This is a genomic window from Streptomyces guryensis, from assembly GCF_021261325.1.
GTDB classification, from domain to species: domain Bacteria; phylum Actinomycetota; class Actinomycetes; order Streptomycetales; family Streptomycetaceae; genus Streptomyces; species Streptomyces guryensis.
This window is the reverse complement of the sequence record NZ_JAJSBI010000002.1, coordinates 244,229-262,676: the sequence shown is the minus strand read 5'-3', so window position 1 is coordinate 262,676 and position 18,448 is coordinate 244,229. Positions and strand designations below refer to the sequence as shown.

Sequence of the window (18,448 nt, the reverse complement as noted above, 5' to 3'; positions counted from 1 at the left end):
TCAGACGAGGAGGCGGGCGAGGGCTACGGAGCCTGCACAGCCGTCGGCCACCCAGTCGAGGGTGAGACCGAGGTCCTGGAGGCGGGTGGTGAGAGGGGCGGTGAGAGGGCCGCCGGGGCCCAGGAGGCCGCCGGTCGCGACCACGCGCTCACCCGGCTGCGGCGCCAAGGCCTTTACGGTGCCGGTCAGTTGACCGGCGGCTTCGTGGAGGATGGCCTCGGCCACCGGGTCCTTCTCCCGGGCCGCCTCGGCGACCAGTGGGGCGAGCCGGGCCAGCCGGGTCGGGGGTTCGGCCATGACGACGGGGAGCAGGTGCATGCGGTATGCCTCGCGGTCGGCGAGTGACCAGACGGCGGAGCCGCCCTCCGGCACTGCGGGGGTACGCGGCGTGCGCCCAGGGTCAGCGTGGCGTCCACCGGAGGCCTCTCCCAGCGCATCGGAGCCGCCCTCCGGCACTGCGGGGGCCCTACGCGGCGTGCCGCCCGGGTGCTCGTGCCGTCCACCCGAGCCGGCGCCGGGCGGGCCGGAACGGCCGGCATTCACGCCGGGGCCACCATGGGGTGCCGCCGGGGCGGGCCCGCCGAGGGGCGCCCCCGGCGCCCTTCCCCCCGGCAGCACCTCCCGCGGCAGCCCCAGAGTCCGCCCCACCGCCCAGGCCAGCACGGTCGCCCCACCCCGCCCGTCCGCCATGCGCAGGGCGGCTCTGACCGCCTCCCGGCCGATCCAGAAACCGCTGCCGTCGTCGCCGAGGAGCCAGCCGTCGCCGTCGACGGTGGCCGTGCAGCGGCGGCCGGTGATGCGCATCGCGACCGCGCCCGTGCCGGCGACCAGGGCGAGGCCGTCGGCCGGGGTGCCGGGGGCGGAGGCGAAGGCCGCCTCGATGTCGCTGCTGATGCCGATCGAGCCGGTGGTGATGCCGAGGCGGCGGAGGGCAGCGGTCAGGGCGGTGAGCGCGTTGAGGCGGCCGGGGTCGTCCTCCGTCGCTCCGGTGGCGCCAGCGAAACCGCCGGCCACCGCCACGACCCGGCCCCGCGCGGACTCCGGCACCGCCTGGGCGAGGGCCTCGGCGAGGTGGTCGGTGAGCCGCGGCGGCGGCACGGTGAGGGCGTTGCCCGGACCGGCGGCGCCCTCGCCGAGCACGCGGCCGTCCGACGCGGCGGCCAGGACCGCGCGGGTGCGGGTGCCGCCGGCGTCGAGGCCGACCACCAGTTCCGGTTCACCGGAGTCCCGAGCGCCACCGGACTCTTGGTTGAAATCGTTATTCATCATCGACCATGGTGGTTGATACATTCAGCGAGGACAAGCCCCCGACCCCGAGGGGTCGGCGACCCGAGGAGGATCCCATCCCTATGCTCCGCTTCGGCGTCAACTACACGCCCCGCCGCGGCTGGTTCCACGCCTGGCACGACTTCGACCCGCGGCACGCCCGCGAGGACCTGGCCCAGATCGCCGGGCTGGGCCTCGACCACATCCGGGTCTTCCACCTCTGGCCGCTGCTCCAGCCCAACCGCACCCTGATCCGCACCGCCGCCGTCGACCAGCTGGCACAGCTCGTGGACCTGGCGGCCGAGGCCGGCCTCGACGTCATGGTGGACGGCGTGCAGGGCCATCTGTCCAGCTTCGACTTCTACCCGGAGTGGACCCGCAGCTGGCACCACCGCAACGTCTTCACCGACCCGGAAGCCGTCGAGGCGCAGGCGGCCCTGCTGCGCACGCTGGCCCACGCCCTCGCCGACCGCCCGAACCTGATCGGACTCCAGCTCGGCAACGAGCTCAACAACCTGGTCGAGCACAACCCCGTGACGGCTGCCGAGGTCGACCACTACCTCGACACGCTGCTGGCCGCCGCCCGCGAGGGCCTGCGCCCCGGCCAGCTGGCCACGCACTCCGCCTACGACGCCGCCTGGTACGGCGACGACCACCCGTTCACACCCGAGGCCTCGGCCCGCAAGGGCGATCTGACGACCGTCCACCCATGGGTCTTCTCCGCCGACTGCGCCCGCCGCTACGGTCCCGGCTCCTTCGAGGTGCAGCACCTCGCCGAGTACGGCACGGAACTCGCGAAGGCCTACGCCGACGATCCGTCCCGCCCCGTCTGGGTCCAGGAGACGGGCGCTCCCGAACCGCACATCCCGGCGGCCGACGCCCCGGGCTTCGCCCGCGCCACGGTCCTCAACGCGGCCGACTGCCAAGGGCTTTGGGGCGTGACATGGTGGTGCTCCCACGACGTGGACCGCTCACTGGCCGACTATCCGGAGCTGGAGTACACCCTGGGCCTGTTCGACTCCACGGGCCGCCCCAAGCCGATCGCCACCGCCCTCGCGGACGCGATCACCGAACTGCGCGCGAAGCCCGTCTCCCCCGAACAGCGCGCCACCGCCCTGGTGCTGGACTGCACGCCCGGCACCCGTTCCGTCTCCGGTCCGGGGGGCACGTACTTCGATGCTTGGATGCACCTGCGCAGGGAGGGCGAACGCGTGGCGGTGCTGCTGGCGGAACGGGCGGACGACACGGGGTACTTGGCGTCGCGGGGCATCAAGCAGACCGTACGAGTCGCGCCCTGAAGGGGCGCGGGGCTGTGCTGGATCCTCGGCTACCGCCGCGTGGGCGCGACCAGCCACAACGGCGCCGCGGACAACCGACGACCCATCATCCCGGCGCTCACAGCGGAGCGCCCAGCACCTCCGCCACCGCCCGCAGATTGACCCGCCCCCGTCCGAACGAGCACAGGTCGCCGCCCTCCGGCAGCCCGGTGTCCACACGCAAGGCATCCGGACGCCGGGCCAGCAGGGCGTCCCGGAAGTCCCCCTGCCAGGGATGGATCCCCGCGTCACACGTGGCGACAACCAGCGGCGAGCCCGCGGACAGCCGCAGGATGCCGTCGACCAGGGCGTCCTGATCACAGGGCTCACCGCTCACCGCCGTACCGCTCGCCGCGGGGTCGAGGGGCCGCAGCTCGGCCAGGAGGTCCTCGCCGCCCCAGTTGAGGGCGGGGTGCGGGGGCGGGAAGAGGTCGACGACGTGGGCGCCGCGCACGGCGGGCGGCAAGGCCCGGCTGCGTACGGCGCGTCGCGCCGCCTCCAGACCGGCCCCGGCGTCCCAGGCGGCCACCGCCCCGACGGGGGTCGCGTACCGCTCGGCGAGCCGCCGCACCCGCCCGGCCGCCTCCCACACCCGTTCCTCGGACAGCCGGCCGGAGTCCACCGCGTCGAGCACCTCGTCCCGGCAGGCCAGCGTGACCTCCAGGTCGGGTACGCCGACGATGACCTGGTCCGCGCCCGCGGCGAGGGCTATGCGCGCGCCGGCCGCCTCGCCGTAGCGGTCGGCGATGGCCTTCATCTCCAGGGCGTCGCTGACCAGGACGCCGTCGAACCCGATCTCGTGGCGGAGCAGGTCGCCCAGGATGCGGCGGCTGAGGGTGGCGGGACGGTTGGCGTCCAGCGCCGGGTAGACGACGTGCGCGCTCATCAGCATGGGCACGCCCGCTGCGACGGCCGCGCGGAACGGTTCCAGGTCGGCCCGGAGCTCGCCGGCCGGCCGTGGGTCGACCGCGAGGTCGTGGTGGCTGTCGGTCTCGGTGCCGCCGTGGCCGGGGAAGTGCTTGGCGCACGAGGCGATGCCACGGGCCTCGGTGGCGGTGATCCAGGCGTGCAGATGGCGGGCGGCGAGCTCGGGGTCGGCGCCGAAGGAGCGGGTCCGCACGATCGGGTTGTCCGCCCGCCGCTGGAGGTCGGCGACGGGGGCGTACGAGGCGGTGATGCCGAGGGTGGCCAGATGGCCGGCGAGGGCGTCGGCGCAGCGGGCGGTCAGGTTCGGGTCGTCGGCGACGCCGAGGGCGTAGGAGCCGGGTACCTCGGGGGCGCCCGCGGCGACCAGGTGGCCGATGCCGCCGCCCTCGTTGTCGATGGCCACCAGCAGATCGGGCCGGATGGCCCGCAGCGCGTCGGTGAGCTCACGGACCTGCTCCGCGTCGCGCACGTTCCGGGTGAACAGGATGACGCCGCCCAGCCCGCGGTCGATGAGCCGTTTGAGGGTGTCGGGGAAGGCCGTCGTGCCCTCGAAGCCCGCGACGAGACAGCGGTGGACCGCCTCGTCCAGGTCGGTGGAGAGGGAGGACAGGGCCGGGCCCGCGTACAGCTGCTCGGAGGTCACTCATGGATGGTGCTGGTTTATTCATCCGGAAGTCAACACTTCACTGGATGAACGATTCATCGACCGGGTAGCCGTCGCCCGCTCGTCCGCACCCTGTCGGCTCCCGGACACCACGGCGTCACGCCCGGCGGGAACGGTTCCGCCGTGTCCCTGCTCCCGCTCGACGACGCCCCCGGGCGGCTCCCCGCCGCCGTCCCCCTCCCGTCCCCGATCCGTTTCGGCGCCCCGCGCCTGCTCCGCGGCGCCCTGGTCCTGCTCCCCCTGCTTCTGATCGGTGTCTGGGCGGTGCTCGACTGGCGGACCGTGTACGACGGCACCGCCCGGCTGGGTGCCGCCGACCCCTGGTGGCTGCTGGTCGCGCTGCTCTTCACCTGCCTGGGATGGCCGGCCGCCGCCTGCATCCGGCAGGGCGCGCTGCCGGAGCGGCTTCCGGTGGGGCTGCTGGTCGCCTCGCAGTTCGCCGCCGGCGCCGCGAACCACGTACTGCCGGCCGGCTTCGGCGCCCACGCCGTCACCCTGCGCTTCCTGCAGGGCCGCGGCATCCCCCTGGCCCGGGCCACCGCCTCGCTCGCCCTGTACTCGGCGGTCAGGCCGATCGCGAAGACGCTGGTGCTGCTCGCCTTCCTGGCGGCCTTCCCCGGCCTGCTGCCGATCGGCGACCTCCTGCCCGACGAGCGGACGTCGCTCGTGGTCGCCGGAGTCGCGACCCTCGCCCTCACCGGCACGGCCCTGCTCGTGACGACCGTACGGCCGCTGCGCCGCCCCCTCCTCGACGCCCTGCGCTGCGCCCTCACCGACGTACGGCTGCTGCACACCCGGCCCGCGCGGATCCTCGCCCTGTGGGGCGGGGCGGTCGCCGCCCCACTGCTCCAGGCGAGCGTGATCTTCGCGGTAGGGGTGGCGGTCGGCGTGTCGCTGTCCTGGGTGCAGGTCACGTTCGCGTTCCTGGCCGCGAGTACGGCGGTCGGGGCCGTGCCCGCCCCGGGAGGCATCGGGCCGGTGGACGCGGCGGTCGTGTTCGCCATGGTCACGCTCGGAGCACCGATGGACCTGTCGGCGGCGGCCGTCATCGGCTACCGCGTCCTGACGGTCTGGCTGCCCCTGCTGCCGGGGGCGCTGGTGCTGTCGGCGCTGGTACAGCGAAAGGCGCTGTGAGGACACCGTCGGACTTCGGCCGTTCTGGCTGTTGCGTGCGCCTGTCCGGCTGGTCGAACGGGCGGGGTGACAGCGGACCCGTCGCCCCTCCCCCGTGATCGCGTTCTTCGACGTGGACGAGACCCTGCTCACCACCCGCCCGCCCGGTACGACTTCCTCCGCTACCGCCTCGGCGAGACGCGGTACGCCTACGAAATGGACCAGTTGGGCGCCATGGCCGGACTCGGCATCGACCCTCCCGACCTGCTGCGGACCTACTACCGCCTCTACGCGGGAGCCCCGTCGGCCGAGCTGGCGGAACAGGGGCGCCACTGGTACGAGCAGGTCCGGCTGGGCCGCCGCACGGGCCCGCCGTTCATCGCCCGGGCCCTCGCCGCGCTCCGCGCCCACCAGGACGCCGGACACCTCACCGCCCTGGTCTCCGAGGCGTTCGCGCCCTGCCTGGCCCCGCTGCGCAAGGATCTGGGCGCCGACCTCGTCCTGTGCACCGAACCCCTCGTGGACACCGAGGGATGCCTGACCGGCGAGGTGCGCCACCCGATGACGGCGGCGGCCAAGACCCGGGCCGTCGTCCGCGCCGCGGCCGAGCACGGCGCGGGGCCCCTGGACTGCTTCGGCTACGGCACCCGCACCGACGGCCTCGGGCTGCTCTCCTCAGTCGGCAACCCCACCGTCATCGACGTCCGTACCGCCCTCGTGTCCCTCGTGTAGCGGCCCGTCCCGCGGCCCCGGACAGGGAACCCACAGCGCCGAGCCCCCCTCTACAAGGATGACGGGGTGGTACCCGCGACCTCGGCTGCCCCGACGCCGGGCGCGGGCAGAGGGGGAGGACGGAAGTTGCGGAAGCGGAGGACGGTGGCAGCCGTGCCCGGGGACGGGGCGCGGGTCGGCCGCATCGGCCGCTACCCGGTGCGCTGGCACAACGCACTGCTGGCCCTGTGGACGGTCGCCTGGTTCTTCGTGGCCGAACGCCACGGAGCCGTGTCCTGGCACTATCTCGTACAGGGCCAGCAGTTGCTCTTCCAGCAGATCCCCGGTGGCGGCCTCGCCCTCTACGCCAACCACCCCGACCTGCAGATCGGCCCGGTCAGCTTCCTGGTCGCGGGGCTGTTCGCCCCCTTCTCCGCCGAGCTCGGCGAGAAACTCGCCGACGCGTTCATGTCCGGCCTGGGTCTGTACATGCTGGTGCTGGTCGGCCGTGCCGCCGCCGACCACTACCGGGGCACGGGACTCAACCACAAACGCCTCCAGCAGCGCGTGCTGATCGCCGGGGCGGCCTTCATCCCGATGTGGGTGGAGGTCTCGGTGCGTTTCGCGCACCTGGACGACGTCCTGGCCCTGTTCTTCACCACCCTCGCCGTACGGGCGCTGGTGCGCGGCAACGCGACGGCCGTGGGCGTCTTCCTGGCCCTGGCGGTGGACTCCAAACCCTGGGCGGTCGGCTTCCTGCCCCTGCTGCTGGCCCTGCCACGCCCCGCCCGGCTGCGCTCCGCCGGCTGGACGGTCGGCCTGGTGGCCGTCGCCTGGCTGCCCTTCTACCTCACGCATCTGGACACCCTGGCCGCCGCCCGCTTCACGATCCCGAACCAGGCCGCCTCGGCCCTGCGCTGGTTCGGTGTGCACGACGCCGCCACCCCCTGGTGGGACCGGCCGGCCCAGATGGCCCTCGGTATCGCCCTGGGCGCCCTGGCGGTCCGCCGGCACCGCTGGCCGGCGGTCGTGCTGCTCGCCGCCGACGCCCGTATCGTCCTGGACCCGAGCGTGTACACGTACTACAACGCCTCGGTCCTCCTCGGCACCCTGATCTGGGACTCGATCGGCCAGCGCCGTCTGGTCCCCTGGGTCAGCTGGCTCGCCCTCATCTCCCTGTACGGCAGCGCCCTGCTCGTCCCCTCGGACTCCGTCCAGGGCCTCATCCGCCTGGCCTTCGCGGCCGGTTCCGCCGCCTACGTCCTCTGCTGGCCCCAGCGCCCGCCCCGCAGCAGACGCCACGGCCGCAGGACACAGGGGCAGCCGAACCCCGTGCTCCCGCAAAGCCGTCGTGCGGAGTCGGACGCACCACAGAGCCGTTGACGCGGTACCGCTGAACGGAAGCGGTGACTCCGCGCCGCGGGCGGGCAGAACTCCCCGAAGGCGGACAGCGACGCCTCAACACCGTGACGGGGGTGCTGACTTGACGGTCATCGTCGGCCTGGTCAATCGCAAGCGAGTACATCTGGCCGCAGACTCCGCAGGCAGTGACGGATATCGGCTCACCATCTGCCGCGACCCGAAGGTGTTCACCAACGGGCCCTACGTCCTCGGGTACACCACGTCCTTCCGCATGGGGCAGTTGCTGCACTACGCACTTGAGGCCCCGCACCCGGAAGGTGCCCTCTACCGCTTCATGGCCACGACCTTCGTCAACGCGGTCCGCACCTGCCTCAAGGACGGTGGCTGGGCGCGCAAGGACTCCGAGCAGGAACAGGCCGGCAGCTTCCTCGTGGGCGTCCAGGGCCGGCTCTTCGCCATCCACGGCGACTACCAGGTCAGCGAGTCGGCCGACGGGTACGCCGCGGTCGGCTGCGGCGACGAGTACGCCCTCGGCGCCCTCCACGCCACCGCCGGCCTCGGCATGAAACCACGCGAACGCCTCACGGCCGCCCTGCGCGCGGCCGATCACCACAGTGGCGCGGTCGCCGCCCCCTACACGTACACCAAGACCGCGGACTAGGACGGTCAGCCCTCGTCAGGGGTCAGGCGAAGGGAGATCGAGTTGATGCAGTACCGCTGGTCCGTGGGCGTCGGATACCCCTCACCCTCGAACACGTGCCCGAGGTGCGATCCGCACCGCGCGCACCGCACCTCGGTCCGCACCATGCCGTGCGTGCGGTCCTCGATCAGCTCGACCGCGTCGGTGTCCTTCGGGTCGTAGAAGGACGGCCAGCCGCAGTGCGACTCGAACTTCGTGGTGGAGGTGAACAGTTCGGCGCCGCAGGCGCGGCACGAGTACACGCCCGTCGTCTTGGTGCCGGTGTACTCACCCGTGAAGGCGGGCTCGGTCGCGGCCTGGCGCAGCACGGCGTACTCGGCCGGGGTCAGCTCCGCACGCCACTGCTCGTCCGGCTTTTCGACGTCGTACGACATGAAGCTCAGCCCCTTACTTCGCGAGACGGTCCAGGATGCGCGGTCCGAGGTCGGTGACGTCGCCCGCGCCCATGGTGAGAACGAGATCACCCGCCTTCGCCATTCCCGCCACGACCTCAGGCACCTCCGCCTTGTCGTGGACGGGCGTCACGTCCGCGCCCGCGGCCCGCGCCGCCTCGATGATCAGCTCGCTCGTCACACCGGGGATCGGGTCCTCGCGGGCCGGGTAGATGTCGAGGACGACCGACGCGTCCGCCAGGGCCAGCGACTGTCCCATCTCCTTGCCGAGCTCCTGCGTCCGCGAGAACAGGTGCGGCTGGAAGACGACCAGGATCCGGGCCTCGCCCGCCGCGGCGCGCATCGCCTCCAGGTCGGCGGTCATCTCCGTCGGGTGGTGGGCGTAGGAGTCGATGACCTGGACACCGGCCGCCTCGCCCTTCAGCTGCAGGCGGCGCTTCACCCCGGTGTACGAGGCGAGGGCCGACGCCAGCTCGGCCGCGGGGACGCCCAGCGCGACGCCCGCCGCGAGCGCGGCCACGGCGTTGTGCGCGTAGTGACGGCCGGGCACGGAGACGGCGAAGGTGAGCTCCTGCCCGTCCAGCAGGACCGTGACCTCGCTCTTCAGCCCCTGCGGTACGACCGACAGGACCCGTACGTCGGCGTCCTCGGCCTCCCCGTACGTCACCGTCCGCACCGAACCGGCCAGTCGCCGGGTCAGCTCGCGCGCACCCTCGTGGTCGGAGGAGATCACCAGCGAGCCGCCCGGCACGATCCGTCCGGCGAACGTCTCGAAGGACTCGTAGATCTCGTCCATGGACGCGTAGTTGGCGTGGTGGTCGAGCTCGACGTTGAGGACGATCGCGACCTCGGGCGCGTACTTGTGGAAGCTGCGGTCCGATTCGTCGGCCTCGGCGACGAAGATGTCACCCTCGCCGTGCAGGGCGTTGGAGCCGGGCGCGTCCAGGTCGCCGCCGATCGCGTACGACGGCTTCAGCCCCAGCTCGCTCAGCGAGACGGCCAGCATCGACGTCGTGGTCGTCTTCCCGTGCGTACCGGCGACCGCGATCGGCCGCAACCCGTCCATCAGCGCGGCGAGGGCGTCGGACCGGTGCACCACCGGAATCCCCAGCTCGGCGGCCCGGGCCAGCTCCGGGTTGTCCTTCCGGATCGCCGACGACACGACGACACAGCTGGCGTCGTCGGCGAGATGCTCCGCCGCATGCCCGATGTGCACGGTCACACCCAGCGCCCGCAGCGCCTCGGCGGTGGCGGACTCCTTCGCGTCACTGCCCGCCACCTTGCCACCGCGCTGAGCAAGGATCTTCGCGATCCCCGACATCCCGGCGCCACCGATCCCGATGAAATGCGGTCGCTCCATGGCGGTGGGAAGGCCGGGTGCCATGCGTGTCTCCCTGTGCGTACTGGTATTACGGATGTTCAGCGCCCCAGCCTATTGCCTACGGTGAGGGCACCCCCGCCAAGGGGCGCGGGGCTGTATCAATGTGCGGCTCCGCCGCGGGGGCGCGACCGGCCCCCACCCACGCGCAGCCGCAAACGCACCCCACCCCCCGACGGCGCCTGCTAGGCCTTACTGTGCGAAAACAGCTTCAGCACGGGCACACCCACCTTGTGCCGAGCCCGAGACGCCCAGTCCCGATGAAAGAACTCCTCCACGTAGTGGGGATCGGTCAGCACGATCACCTCGTCCGCCCCCACCTCGTCCACGAGACCCTTCAACGCGTCCAGCGGATGATCCTCGATCAGCCGCCCCTCAGCAGAGCTGCCCGCAACCTGCAACGCCTGCAGCGACACCTCCAACGCCCGCTCCCCGAAGGGCCTCGCGGCCTCCCCCTCGGGGACGTCCCGTTCACGCGGGACCTCGTCCAGCTCGCCGAGCGCGACGTCGTCGATGGCCCGCAGCAGGCGGTCCGCCTGGTCGCCGCGGGGCTGGAGCAGCACATGGAAGGAGACCTCCTCGTCCCCGTGCAAGCTGGTGACGAACTCCACGTCTGCGGACGTCAGGGCCTTCTCGATCATCAATACGCTTGTGAACACCGGGCGCCCCTTCTGCGGAAGCCATCCTGCCCCGTGATGTCACGGGGACTGCGTGATTCAGTGTGCCCGCCCCGAACCAAGCGGAACGGTAGGTTCCGTCGATTTCGGGACCGGCGGTACCGCTGAACGATTCTCAGGGCCGCTGGTAGCGGGTGAAGAGAAACCCTTCCTCCTCCAGCAGCGACGCGAGGACGAAGCGCTGCGGAACCGCGACCGGCGGCCCGCCCGCGATGCGCTGCGCGTCACCGGCGGTGAGCATCGGGGAGACGGCGAGGCAGAGCTCGTCGAGCACTCCGGCGGCGACGAGCTGGCCGAGCAGCCGGGGACCGCCCTCGGTGAGCAGCCGGGTGTACCCGAGGTCACCCAGGGCGCGTACCGCGCGGGCGGGCTCCACGCCGACGCCGTCGCCGGCGATCACCACCCGGGCGCCGGCCTTCTCGGCGGCGGCGACCCGTTCCGGGGCCGCCGCGGCGCCCGTGAGGATCAGGGTCGGCACCACCGGTGCGGCGAACAGCGGAAGGGAGAAGTCCAGGTCCAGGCCGGCGCTGACCACCGCGATCGCCGGCGCCGGCGACTGCCCGGCCGCCTCCCGCAGCTCCGCGAACTCCGCTCGCGCGCGTGCGGGCCGGTACCCCTCCTGACGTACCGTTTCCGCACCGACGATCACGACGTCCGCCAGCCCGCGCAGGGTGCCGAAGATCCGCATGTCGGCCGCGCTGGAGATCGGCTGCGACCGCCCGTCGTGCTGGGCGGCCCCGTCGAGCGTGGACACCATGTTCGCCCTCAGCCACGGGACGGGCCGTCCGCCGGCGGTGGGCTCGGGGTAGGCGTAGGCGGCGGCGAGCTCCGCGAGGCTCCACTCGCGGTCGGCCGGGGCTTCCAGAACACCGGCCCCACCCTCCTCACCGGGACTTCCCGGAGCTTTCGGCACTGTCTCGTCGGTCACAGGGAACAGGCGTCGCATGTCGTGCAGTGTGGCACGGCCCTTAGCATGGGGAACCGTGTCGTCCTCCCCTTCCGCCCCCGGCCTCAGTCCGATAGCCGACGCGGCCCCGCTGTCCCTGTGCGCCCGTGCGCCGCATGTCCCCGCGGACCGCCTGGTCGCCGAGATGGTGCCGCCGCCCCGCTTCGACTCGGTGCGCTTCAGCACCTACATACCGGACCCGAACCAGCCCAGCCAGACCGAGGCCGTCCGGGCCCTCGAGGGCTTCGCGGGCGGGCTCGGCGGGGCGCACGCCGTCGGCGGCGGAAAGCGCGGCTTCTTCGGGTTCGGGAAGCCGAAGGCGCCGAAGCTCCCGGCCGGCCCCCGCGGCGTCTACCTCGACGGCGGTTACGGCGTCGGCAAGACCCACCTCCTCGCCTCCCTCTGGCACGCCACCCCGGCAGAGCCCGCGCTCAAGGCGTTCGGCACGTTCGTCGAACTCACCAACCTGGTCGGCGCCCTGGGCTTCCAACAGACCGTGCAGACGCTCAGCGGCCACCGCCTGCTGTGCATCGACGAGTTCGAGCTCGACGACCCGGGCGACACGGTCCTCGTGTCGACCCTGCTCGGCAGGCTCGTCGACGCCGGTGTGGCCCTCGCCGCCACCTCCAACACCCTTCCCGGCAAGCTCGGCGAGGGCCGTTTCGCGGCGGCCGACTTCCTGCGCGAGATCCAGGGCCTGTCCGCCCACTTCCGCGCCCTGCGCATCGACGGCGAGGACTTCCGCCACCGCGGTCTGCCCGAGGCACCGGCGCCCTTCTCGGACGAGCAGGTGACCAAGGCGGCGTACGCCTCCCCGGGCGCCTCGCTCGACGACTTCCCGCACCTCCTGCACCACCTCGCCAAGGTCCACCCCAGCCGGTACGGCGCACTGACCGACGGCCTGAGGGCGGTCTGCCTCACCGACGTCCGTCCCGTCCCCGACCAGTCGACGGCCCTGCGGCTCGTGGTGCTCGCGGACCGGCTCTACGACCGCGAGGTGCCGGTCCTGGCCTCCGGGGCGCCCTTCGACCGGCTGTTCAGCGAGGACATGCTGAACGGCGGCTACCGCAAGAAGTACTTCCGGGCGATCTCCCGACTCACCGCGCTGGCGCGAGATGGCAAGGGACTCGCCGAGAGCGACTAGTTCGCGCCACCCCACCAGCGCATTTCAGGCTCTCTTCAGCTGGAAACGTTAAGTTAACCCTGCAAACAACTTTGCAGGGTTAATGTGTTTCTTGACCGACGATTGACCATTCCTTGGTCGGTACGAGAAGCGTGAACGGCAGGAAGGGGGGCTCATGTTCCGAGGTACGGCAGTCCGCACCGGCCTGGCTCTCCTCACCGCCGCCCTGCTTGCCCTCACCTTCTTCGCACCCACCGCGTCCTTCGCAGCCGCGCACACGGTCCGTCATGCCGTAGCCAAAGCTCTGCCCGGAACCGAACTCTCGGGCAAGGCGCTGCATGACGAGTCCGCAACACACCGCGACTGCGGGCGCTCCGGGGAGCCGACCGGCCCCCTGCGCCCCCGCGACCGTCATGTGAACACCGGATGCACGCCGGAGGAGCCCGAGCGCCAACTGCTGGCGCAGGACCCTGCCTCCGTCCACGAACCGGTCGCGAACCGCGCCCATCACCTGTCGAGACACTCGACATCCCACTCTCCGGCGGCACTTCAGGTCTTCCGCTGCTGAGAGAGAAGCAGAACAGCGCAGTTCCCCCACATCTGTCCTGCCCACACCGACGCGCCTTCGCTGCGCGCCAGGAGGAGTCATCACATCATGCAGCCCCTCATCGACAACGCCCGTACGTTCGGACAGCGCCCTGAGGAGTTCGCCAAACTCGCCGAAGGCCAGTCCCCGCAGGTGCTGTTCATCACCTGCTCCGACTCCAGGGTCGTCCCGGCCCTGATCACCGGCGCACGCCCGGGCGAGCTCTTCGAGCTGCGCACCGCGGGCAACATCGTCCCGCCGTTCGCCTCGCAGCACCCCACCAGCGAGGCGGCCACCATCGAGTACGCGGTGGAGGTGCTCGGGGTCGACGACATCGTCGTCTGCGGCCACTCGCACTGCGGCGCCGTCGGCGCACTCGTGCGCGGCGACGACCTGACCGCCGTCCCCGCCGTGCGCGACTGGCTCGCGCACGCCACCCCGCGCCCGGCAGGCGCGATCGAGGACCCGGCCGTCACCGAGGGCGTGCAGAGCCACGTCCTGACGCAGCTGCTGCGGCTGCGCTCGTACCCGTTCATCGAGAAGAAGCTGAAGGACCGCCAACTGTCCCTGCACGCCTGGTACTACGAGGTCCACACCGGCGCCGTCCTGGCGCACGACGCCACCTCCGACCTCTTCAAGGCCCTGTGAGCGCCGTGATGACCGCGATATCGAGGAACCCTCATCTGCGGCAGGACTTCGCCGCCTCCCTGGTCGTCTTCCTGGTCGCGCTCCCGCTGTGTGTGGGCGTGGCCGTCGCCTCCGGTGTCCCGGCCGAACTCGGCCTGGTCACCGGCATCGTGGGCGGCATCGTCACGGGCCTGATGCGCGGCAGCAGCCTTCAGGTCTCCGGGCCCGCGGCGGGTCTGACCGTGCTGGTCTTCGAGGCCGTGCGGGAGTTCGGGCTGCCGGCCCTCGGCGTGGTCGTCCTCGCCACCGGCGCCCTTCAGATCCTCATGGGCACCCTGAAGCTGGGGCGCTACTTCCGGGCCATCTCGGTCTCGGTCGTCGAGGGCATGCTGGCCGGCATCGGGCTCGTGCTGATCGCCGGACAGCTCTACTCGATGTCGGACGCCAAGGCGCCCGCCTCCGGTCTGGCGAAGATAGCCGAGCTTCCCGGCGCGCTCTTCGGCGCCGTCGGGAAGACGGACGCGCTCGCCTCGCTCCTCCTCGGCGCCGGCACCATCGCCGTGCTCGTGCTGTGGAAGCGGATGCCGAAGCAGGTGCGCACGGTCCCCGGTCCGCTCGCCGCGGTCGGACTCGCGACCGTCGTGGCGCTGGTGTTCTCGCTGCCGGTCGCCACCGTGGAGGTGCAGGGTCTGCTGGGCTCCATCCAGCCGCCCCCGCTGAGCGCCTTCGCCGACCTCGCGAGCATCGGTCTGCTCGGCACGGTCGTCGCCTTCACCCTGATCGCGTCCGCCGAGTCGCTGTTCAGCGCGGCGGCCGTGGACCGGCTGCACGACGGGCCGCGCACCGAGTACGACAAGGAACTGATCGCGCAGGGCGCGGGCAACGCGCTGTGCGGTGTGCTCGGCGCACTGCCGATGACCGCGGTCATCGTCCGCAGCGCGGCCAACGTCCAGGCGGGCGCGCGGACGAAGGCGTCCCGTGTCATGCACGGAGTGTGGCTGCTGCTGTTCGCCGCCCTGCTGCCGAACGTCCTCGGCTACATCCCGATCCCGGCCCTCGCGGGGATCCTGGTCTACTCCGGCGCCAAGCTGATCCCCGTGCGCGAGATCGTGTCGCTGTGGCGCGAGCACCGCGGCGAGGCGCTGATCCTGGTCGTCACGGCCGTGTCGATCGTCGCGGTCAGCATGTTCGAGGGCGTGCTCATCGGTCTGGCCCTCGCGGTCGCCAAGACGGCCTGGGAGGCCTCGCACATCAAGCTGGAGGTCGTCGACAAGGGCGCGGGCCCCGTCCAGGCGCACCTCTCGGGCAACGCGACGTTCCTGCGCCTGCCGAAGATCCTCGACAGCCTGGAGGCGCTGCCCCAGGACCGCCCGGTCGAGCTGGACCTGTCCGGGCTGCACCACCTCGACCACGCCTGCCGTACGGCCCTGGAGAACTGGGCCGAGCGGCACAGCGCGGTCGGTACCGAACCCGTGCGGGTCACGGCCGCATAGCTCGCCGGTGGCTGGTCCCGGGTCCGTCGTGGCCCGGGACCAGCCACCGGGCATATCGTTACAGGAGCAGACATACCGGACCTCTGACAGAGGGGGTCGTGATGGTTCCTGAGCTGGTGACGGCGGCCGTGGTGGCCGGTTCCGCGGGGATCGTCTATCTCGCCGCGGCGGCGAAGGTCGTCAAGCAGTACGAGCGCGGAGTGATCTTCCGCCTCGGGCGGCTCGCCGGTGCCGTACGGGAGCCCGGATTCACGATGATCATCCCGTTCGTGGACCGGCTCAGCAAGGTGAACATGCAGATCGTCACGATGCCGGTGCCGGCCCAGGAGGGCATCACCCGGGACAACGTGACGGTGCGCGTGGACGCCGTCGTCTACTTCAGGGTGGTCGACGCGGCGAACGCGCTCGTCACGGTCGAGGACTACAAGTTCGCGGTCTCGCAGATGGCACAGACGTCCCTGCGGTCGATCATCGGCAAGAGCGAGCTGGACGACCTGCTCTCCAACCGCGAGAAGCTCAACGAGGGTCTGGAGCTGATGATCGACAGCCCGGCCGTCGGCTGGGGCGTGCAGGTCGACCGGGTCGAGATCAAGGACGTGTCCCTGCCGGACGCGATGAAGCGCTCCATGGCCCGCCAGGCCGAGGCCGACCGCGAGCGGCGGGCCCGCATCATCAACGCGGACGCCGAACTCCAGGCTTCCAAGAAGCTGGCCGAGGCCGCCGAGCAGATGGCCGATCAGCCCGCCGCGCTCCAACTGCGGCTGCTGCAGACAGTGGTCGCGGTGGCCGCCGAGAAGAACTCGACGCTCGTGCTCCCCTTCCCCGTGGAGCTGCTGCGGTTCCTGGAGAGGGCGCAGGAACACCAGCCGCCACAGCCGCCGGCACCCTCGCCCTCACCCTCGCCCGACCACCAGATCGAGAAGTGACACGTGTTATGCGCGTGGTTCCCGCGCCGCGCACCGGGTGACAGACACAGCGACGTCACGGTTCCTGTCCACCAACAGGAAGGTTGCACCCTTCATGTCTGCAACGCGACGTCAGATCCCTGCCCGCTCCGGTGCCCTGGGAGCGGGCATCGCCTTCACCGGGGCCCTGTCCGAACTGTTCGCGGGAACAGCCGCCGCCCAGGACCTGGGCCACATCGGTTACGGCCCCCTGGTCCCCGGCCCCGACGGCCCGCTAGACCTACCGGAGGGCTTCCGCTACCAGGTCATCTCCCGCGAGGGCGGCCAACTCCGCTCCGGCGAGGGCCCGGTGCCCTCCCACCACGACGGCATGACCGCACTGCCCGCAAGAGGCGGCCGGGTCCACCTGGTCCGCAACCACGAGAACCACCCCACCGCGCAGCACGTCTTCGGAGTGACGAGGCAGGGCGAGGTGTACGCGATGGCCCGTGGGTGACGGGGCCCTGGCGCAGGTAGCGGGGGCGCGGGGCCGCCACTAGCGTTTCGTACATGCACCGCAGGCTCGTGATCGTCGCCGCCGCGGCGGCAGTGGGGCTCGCCTCGGGGTGCGGGGACGGCGGCAGTGGTCCGGCCGCGCCCGCACCCTCCGCCGCGCGGCGGATCACCGTGACGAGCAGCGCCTTCTCCGAGGGCGGCACGATCCCCCGCCGGTACACGTGCGACGGCGAGGACGTCTCGCCACCGCTCGACATGTCCGGGGTTCCGGGCAGCGCCGCCGAACTGGTCGTGCTGGCCGAGGACCCGGACGCCCCGCACGGCACCTTCGTGCACTGGCTGATGTGGGGAATCGACCCGCATGACAACCACTGGGCCGCGGGCCAGGTGCCCAAGGGCGCCACCCAGGGCCGCAACGGCTTCAAGAAGGACGCGTACGGCGGCCCCTGCCCGCCCCAGGGCAAGCCCCACCGCTATGTCTTCTCGGTCTACGCCACCGACAGGACTCTGGCCCTCTCCAGCGATGCCACGGCCGACGACGTCAAGCGCGCACTGACCGGCCACACCACGGCCTCCGGCACCCTGACCGGCCGCTACGGGCGCTGATCGGCGGGCGCTCACGACGGCACGGTGCGGCGATACGCGATTCGCCCGTTTTATCGCTTTATGTTCATACGATGATCCGTCGAGTACGACCTGTACGCGTACGCGATGCAGCCGCCGCCTGTGCACTCGGCGCCGTGCTCACCGCCTGTGGCGCCCCCGACGCGCCCCACGCCGTCCGCCCAGCCCCCTCCGCGGCCTCCGCCGCCCCGTCCGGGCCCCCGACCCTCGCGCCCGGCCCCACCGGTCTCACCCCCGTCTTCAAGAACGGCCCCCGCACCCAGGGCAGAACGGTCGCTCTCACCTTCGATGCCGACATGACCGCCGACCAGGGGGCGCGGGCCGCGGCCGGCGAGCGGTTCGACAATCCGGAGCTGATCGCGACGCTGCGGACGCTGAAGGTGCCGGCGACCGTGTTCATGACCGGGCGGTGGGCGGACGAGTACCCGGCGCAGGCGCGGTCCATCGGGCGGGACCCGCTCTTCGAAATCGCCAATCACTCCTACAGCCACTACAGCTTCACCGGGAACTGCTATGGCCTGCCGACCGTCTCCGCGGACCGGATGCGATCGGACGTGGAGCGCGCGTACGCCGCGTTCCGCAAGGCCGGCGTGCCGGACGCGATGCCGTACTTCCGCTTCCCTGGCGGGTGTTACGACCGGCAGGCATTGAAGGCGCTGGCCGCGACCGGCGTCACCGCCGTGCAGTGGGACGTGGTGAGCGGGGACGCGTTCGCCACGGACGCGGACGCCGTGGCCCGGCAGGTGCTGGAGGGGGTGCGGCCGGGGTCGGTCGTCGTCATGCACTGCACGCGCAGCGCCGCCCCGGCGACCGAGCGGGCGGTCCGCCAGATCGTGCCGGAACTGCGCAAGCAGGGCTACCGGTTCGTCAAGGTGTCCCAGCTGATCGGGGCCACGAGGGGGCGGCAGTGAGCGGCTTACGCTGGAGGGGTGAGCGAGGACTACTGCACCATCCGCGACGCGACGAAGCCGCCCGAGGCCGACGGACCGCCGTACGCCGAGTGCGTGCTGTGTCGCGAGCCGACGGAGTACCCGGAGTCGTACAAGGGGATCACCCTGTGTCCCGTGTGCGAGTGGCAGGAGGCTCAGCGCACCGCCTGCTCCGGGTGACGATCGGGCGTGAGGCACCCCCAGCCGAGCGCCG

At 72.0% G+C, this 18,448-nt stretch carries 19 protein-coding genes and 1 pseudogene; 14 read left to right on the top strand and 6 right to left on the bottom strand.

From position 1 onward, the window contains the following. Positions 1-1,266 (bottom strand): N-acetylglucosamine kinase, encoded by a 1,266-nt coding sequence (locus LJ657_RS05135; protein WP_232647014.1) that lies wholly within the window; start codon positions 1,264-1,266, stop codon positions 1-3. A gap of 8 nt (positions 1,267-1,274) precedes the next feature. Between LJ657_RS05135 and LJ657_RS05130 the strand changes: the two genes are divergently transcribed. Next, entirely contained in the window at positions 1,275-2,564 is a 1,290-nt protein-coding gene (locus LJ657_RS05130) for a glycoside hydrolase 5 family protein (protein WP_232647013.1), read from the top strand. A gap of 97 nt (positions 2,565-2,661) precedes the next feature. Here LJ657_RS05130 and nagZ read toward each other — a convergent pair whose 3' ends face one another. After that, on the bottom strand, positions 2,662-4,152 hold the full coding sequence (nagZ, locus tag LJ657_RS05125) for a beta-N-acetylhexosaminidase (protein WP_232647012.1): 1,491 nt from the start codon (positions 4,150-4,152) through the stop codon (positions 2,662-2,664). Positions 4,153-4,296: 144 nt separating this feature from the next. Between nagZ and LJ657_RS05120 the strand changes: the two genes are divergently transcribed. From LJ657_RS05120 to LJ657_RS05105, 4 genes are all read left to right on the top strand, one after another. Continuing rightward, positions 4,297-5,307: a lysylphosphatidylglycerol synthase transmembrane domain-containing protein gene (locus LJ657_RS05120; RefSeq protein WP_232647011.1), complete on the top strand. Its 1,011-nt coding sequence runs from the start codon at positions 4,297-4,299 to the stop codon at positions 5,305-5,307. A gap of 195 nt (positions 5,308-5,502) precedes the next feature. Beyond that, positions 5,503-6,018 carry an HAD family hydrolase gene (locus tag LJ657_RS05115; protein WP_232647010.1) on the top strand — a complete coding sequence of 172 codons (516 nt, stop codon included), beginning with the start codon at positions 5,503-5,505 and terminating at the stop codon, positions 6,016-6,018. 153 nt (positions 6,019-6,171) lie between these two features. Continuing rightward, positions 6,172-7,380: a hypothetical protein gene (locus tag LJ657_RS05110; RefSeq protein WP_372487819.1), complete on the top strand. Its 1,209-nt coding sequence runs from the start codon at positions 6,172-6,174 to the stop codon at positions 7,378-7,380. A gap of 100 nt (positions 7,381-7,480) precedes the next feature. Beyond that, positions 7,481-8,020 carry a hypothetical protein gene (locus LJ657_RS05105; RefSeq protein WP_232647009.1) on the top strand — a complete coding sequence of 180 codons (540 nt, stop codon included), beginning with the start codon at positions 7,481-7,483 and terminating at the stop codon, positions 8,018-8,020. Between the two features lie 5 nt (positions 8,021-8,025). Here LJ657_RS05105 and msrB read toward each other — a convergent pair whose 3' ends face one another. The 4 genes from msrB to LJ657_RS05085 all read right to left on the bottom strand — a co-directional run bounded on the left by msrB (position 8,026) and on the right by LJ657_RS05085 (position 11,452). Next, a complete protein-coding gene (gene msrB / locus LJ657_RS05100; RefSeq protein ID WP_232647008.1) occupies positions 8,026-8,433 on the bottom strand; it encodes a peptide-methionine (R)-S-oxide reductase MsrB in 408 nt (135 codons plus the stop codon). Positions 8,434-8,446: 13 nt separating this feature from the next. After that, positions 8,447-9,835: a UDP-N-acetylmuramate--L-alanine ligase gene (murC, locus tag LJ657_RS05095; RefSeq protein WP_232647007.1), complete on the bottom strand. Its 1,389-nt coding sequence runs from the start codon at positions 9,833-9,835 to the stop codon at positions 8,447-8,449. A gap of 179 nt (positions 9,836-10,014) precedes the next feature. Further along, positions 10,015-10,488, bottom strand: a complete 474-nt coding sequence (locus LJ657_RS05090) for an indole-3-glycerol phosphate synthase (protein ID WP_232647006.1) — start codon at positions 10,486-10,488, stop codon at positions 10,015-10,017. Positions 10,489-10,621: 133 nt separating this feature from the next. Further along, positions 10,622-11,452, bottom strand: coding sequence for a pyrimidine reductase family protein (locus LJ657_RS05085; RefSeq protein ID WP_232647005.1), 831 nt, complete (start codon positions 11,450-11,452; stop codon positions 10,622-10,624). A gap of 37 nt (positions 11,453-11,489) precedes the next feature. On the opposite strand from LJ657_RS05085, the gene zapE reads away from it, so the two are divergent. From zapE to LJ657_RS05040, 9 genes and pseudogenes are all read left to right on the top strand, one after another. Then, the gene (zapE, locus tag LJ657_RS05080) at positions 11,490-12,596 is read left to right on the top strand and encodes a cell division protein ZapE (RefSeq protein WP_232647004.1); all 1,107 of its coding nucleotides are present in this window, start codon (positions 11,490-11,492) and stop codon (positions 12,594-12,596) included. A gap of 154 nt (positions 12,597-12,750) precedes the next feature. Beyond that, positions 12,751-13,143 (top strand): hypothetical protein, encoded by a 393-nt coding sequence (locus LJ657_RS05075; RefSeq protein ID WP_232647003.1) that lies wholly within the window; start codon positions 12,751-12,753, stop codon positions 13,141-13,143. A gap of 87 nt (positions 13,144-13,230) precedes the next feature. Beyond that, entirely contained in the window at positions 13,231-13,809 is a 579-nt protein-coding gene (locus LJ657_RS05070) for a carbonic anhydrase (RefSeq protein ID WP_232647002.1), read from the top strand. Positions 13,810-13,817: 8 nt separating this feature from the next. Next, entirely contained in the window at positions 13,818-15,281 is a 1,464-nt protein-coding gene (locus LJ657_RS05065) for a SulP family inorganic anion transporter (RefSeq protein ID WP_232647001.1), read from the top strand. Between the two features lie 101 nt (positions 15,282-15,382). Then, positions 15,383-16,207 (top strand): slipin family protein, encoded by an 825-nt coding sequence (locus LJ657_RS05060; protein ID WP_232647000.1) that lies wholly within the window; start codon positions 15,383-15,385, stop codon positions 16,205-16,207. Positions 16,208-16,301: 94 nt separating this feature from the next. Continuing rightward, positions 16,302-16,625 (top strand): annotated as a pseudogene (locus LJ657_RS05055) (alkaline phosphatase PhoX); the annotation flags it as partial. A gap of 110 nt (positions 16,626-16,735) precedes the next feature. Continuing rightward, positions 16,736-17,287 (top strand): YbhB/YbcL family Raf kinase inhibitor-like protein, encoded by a 552-nt coding sequence (locus tag LJ657_RS05050; protein WP_232646999.1) that lies wholly within the window; start codon positions 16,736-16,738, stop codon positions 17,285-17,287. 71 nt (positions 17,288-17,358) lie between these two features. Next, positions 17,359-18,216, top strand: a complete 858-nt coding sequence (locus LJ657_RS05045) for a polysaccharide deacetylase family protein (RefSeq protein WP_232646998.1) — start codon at positions 17,359-17,361, stop codon at positions 18,214-18,216. An 18-nt stretch (positions 18,217-18,234) separates the two neighbouring features. Continuing rightward, positions 18,235-18,414 (top strand): hypothetical protein, encoded by a 180-nt coding sequence (locus tag LJ657_RS05040; protein WP_232646997.1) that lies wholly within the window; start codon positions 18,235-18,237, stop codon positions 18,412-18,414. The last annotated feature ends 34 nt before the right edge of the window (positions 18,415-18,448 follow it).

Excerpts from the sequence above, each read along its gene's own strand:
- murC (WP_232647007.1), bottom strand. The coding sequence starts at position 9,835 with ATGGCACCCGGCCTTCCCACCGCCATGGAGCGACCGCATTTCATCGGG.
- msrB (WP_232647008.1), bottom strand. The coding sequence starts at position 8,433 with ATGTCGTACGACGTCGAAAAGCCGGACGAGCAGTGGCGTGCGGAGCTG.
- LJ657_RS05070 (WP_232647002.1), top strand. The coding sequence starts at position 13,231 with ATGCAGCCCCTCATCGACAACGCCCGTACGTTCGGACAGCGCCCTGAG.
- LJ657_RS05115 (WP_232647010.1), top strand. The coding sequence starts at position 5,503 with ATGGACCAGTTGGGCGCCATGGCCGGACTCGGCATCGACCCTCCCGAC.
- LJ657_RS05065 (WP_232647001.1), top strand. The coding sequence starts at position 13,818 with ATGACCGCGATATCGAGGAACCCTCATCTGCGGCAGGACTTCGCCGCC.
- LJ657_RS05130 (WP_232647013.1), top strand. The coding sequence starts at position 1,275 with ATGGTGGTTGATACATTCAGCGAGGACAAGCCCCCGACCCCGAGGGGT.
- LJ657_RS05050 (WP_232646999.1), top strand. The coding sequence starts at position 16,736 with ATGCACCGCAGGCTCGTGATCGTCGCCGCCGCGGCGGCAGTGGGGCTC.
- LJ657_RS05060 (WP_232647000.1), top strand. The coding sequence starts at position 15,383 with ATGGTTCCTGAGCTGGTGACGGCGGCCGTGGTGGCCGGTTCCGCGGGG.
- LJ657_RS05075 (WP_232647003.1), top strand. The coding sequence starts at position 12,751 with ATGTTCCGAGGTACGGCAGTCCGCACCGGCCTGGCTCTCCTCACCGCC.
- LJ657_RS05085 (WP_232647005.1), bottom strand. The coding sequence starts at position 11,452 with ATGCGACGCCTGTTCCCTGTGACCGACGAGACAGTGCCGAAAGCTCCG.
- LJ657_RS05135 (WP_232647014.1), bottom strand. The coding sequence starts at position 1,266 with ATGAATAACGATTTCAACCAAGAGTCCGGTGGCGCTCGGGACTCCGGT.
- LJ657_RS05045 (WP_232646998.1), top strand. The coding sequence starts at position 17,359 with ATGATCCGTCGAGTACGACCTGTACGCGTACGCGATGCAGCCGCCGCC.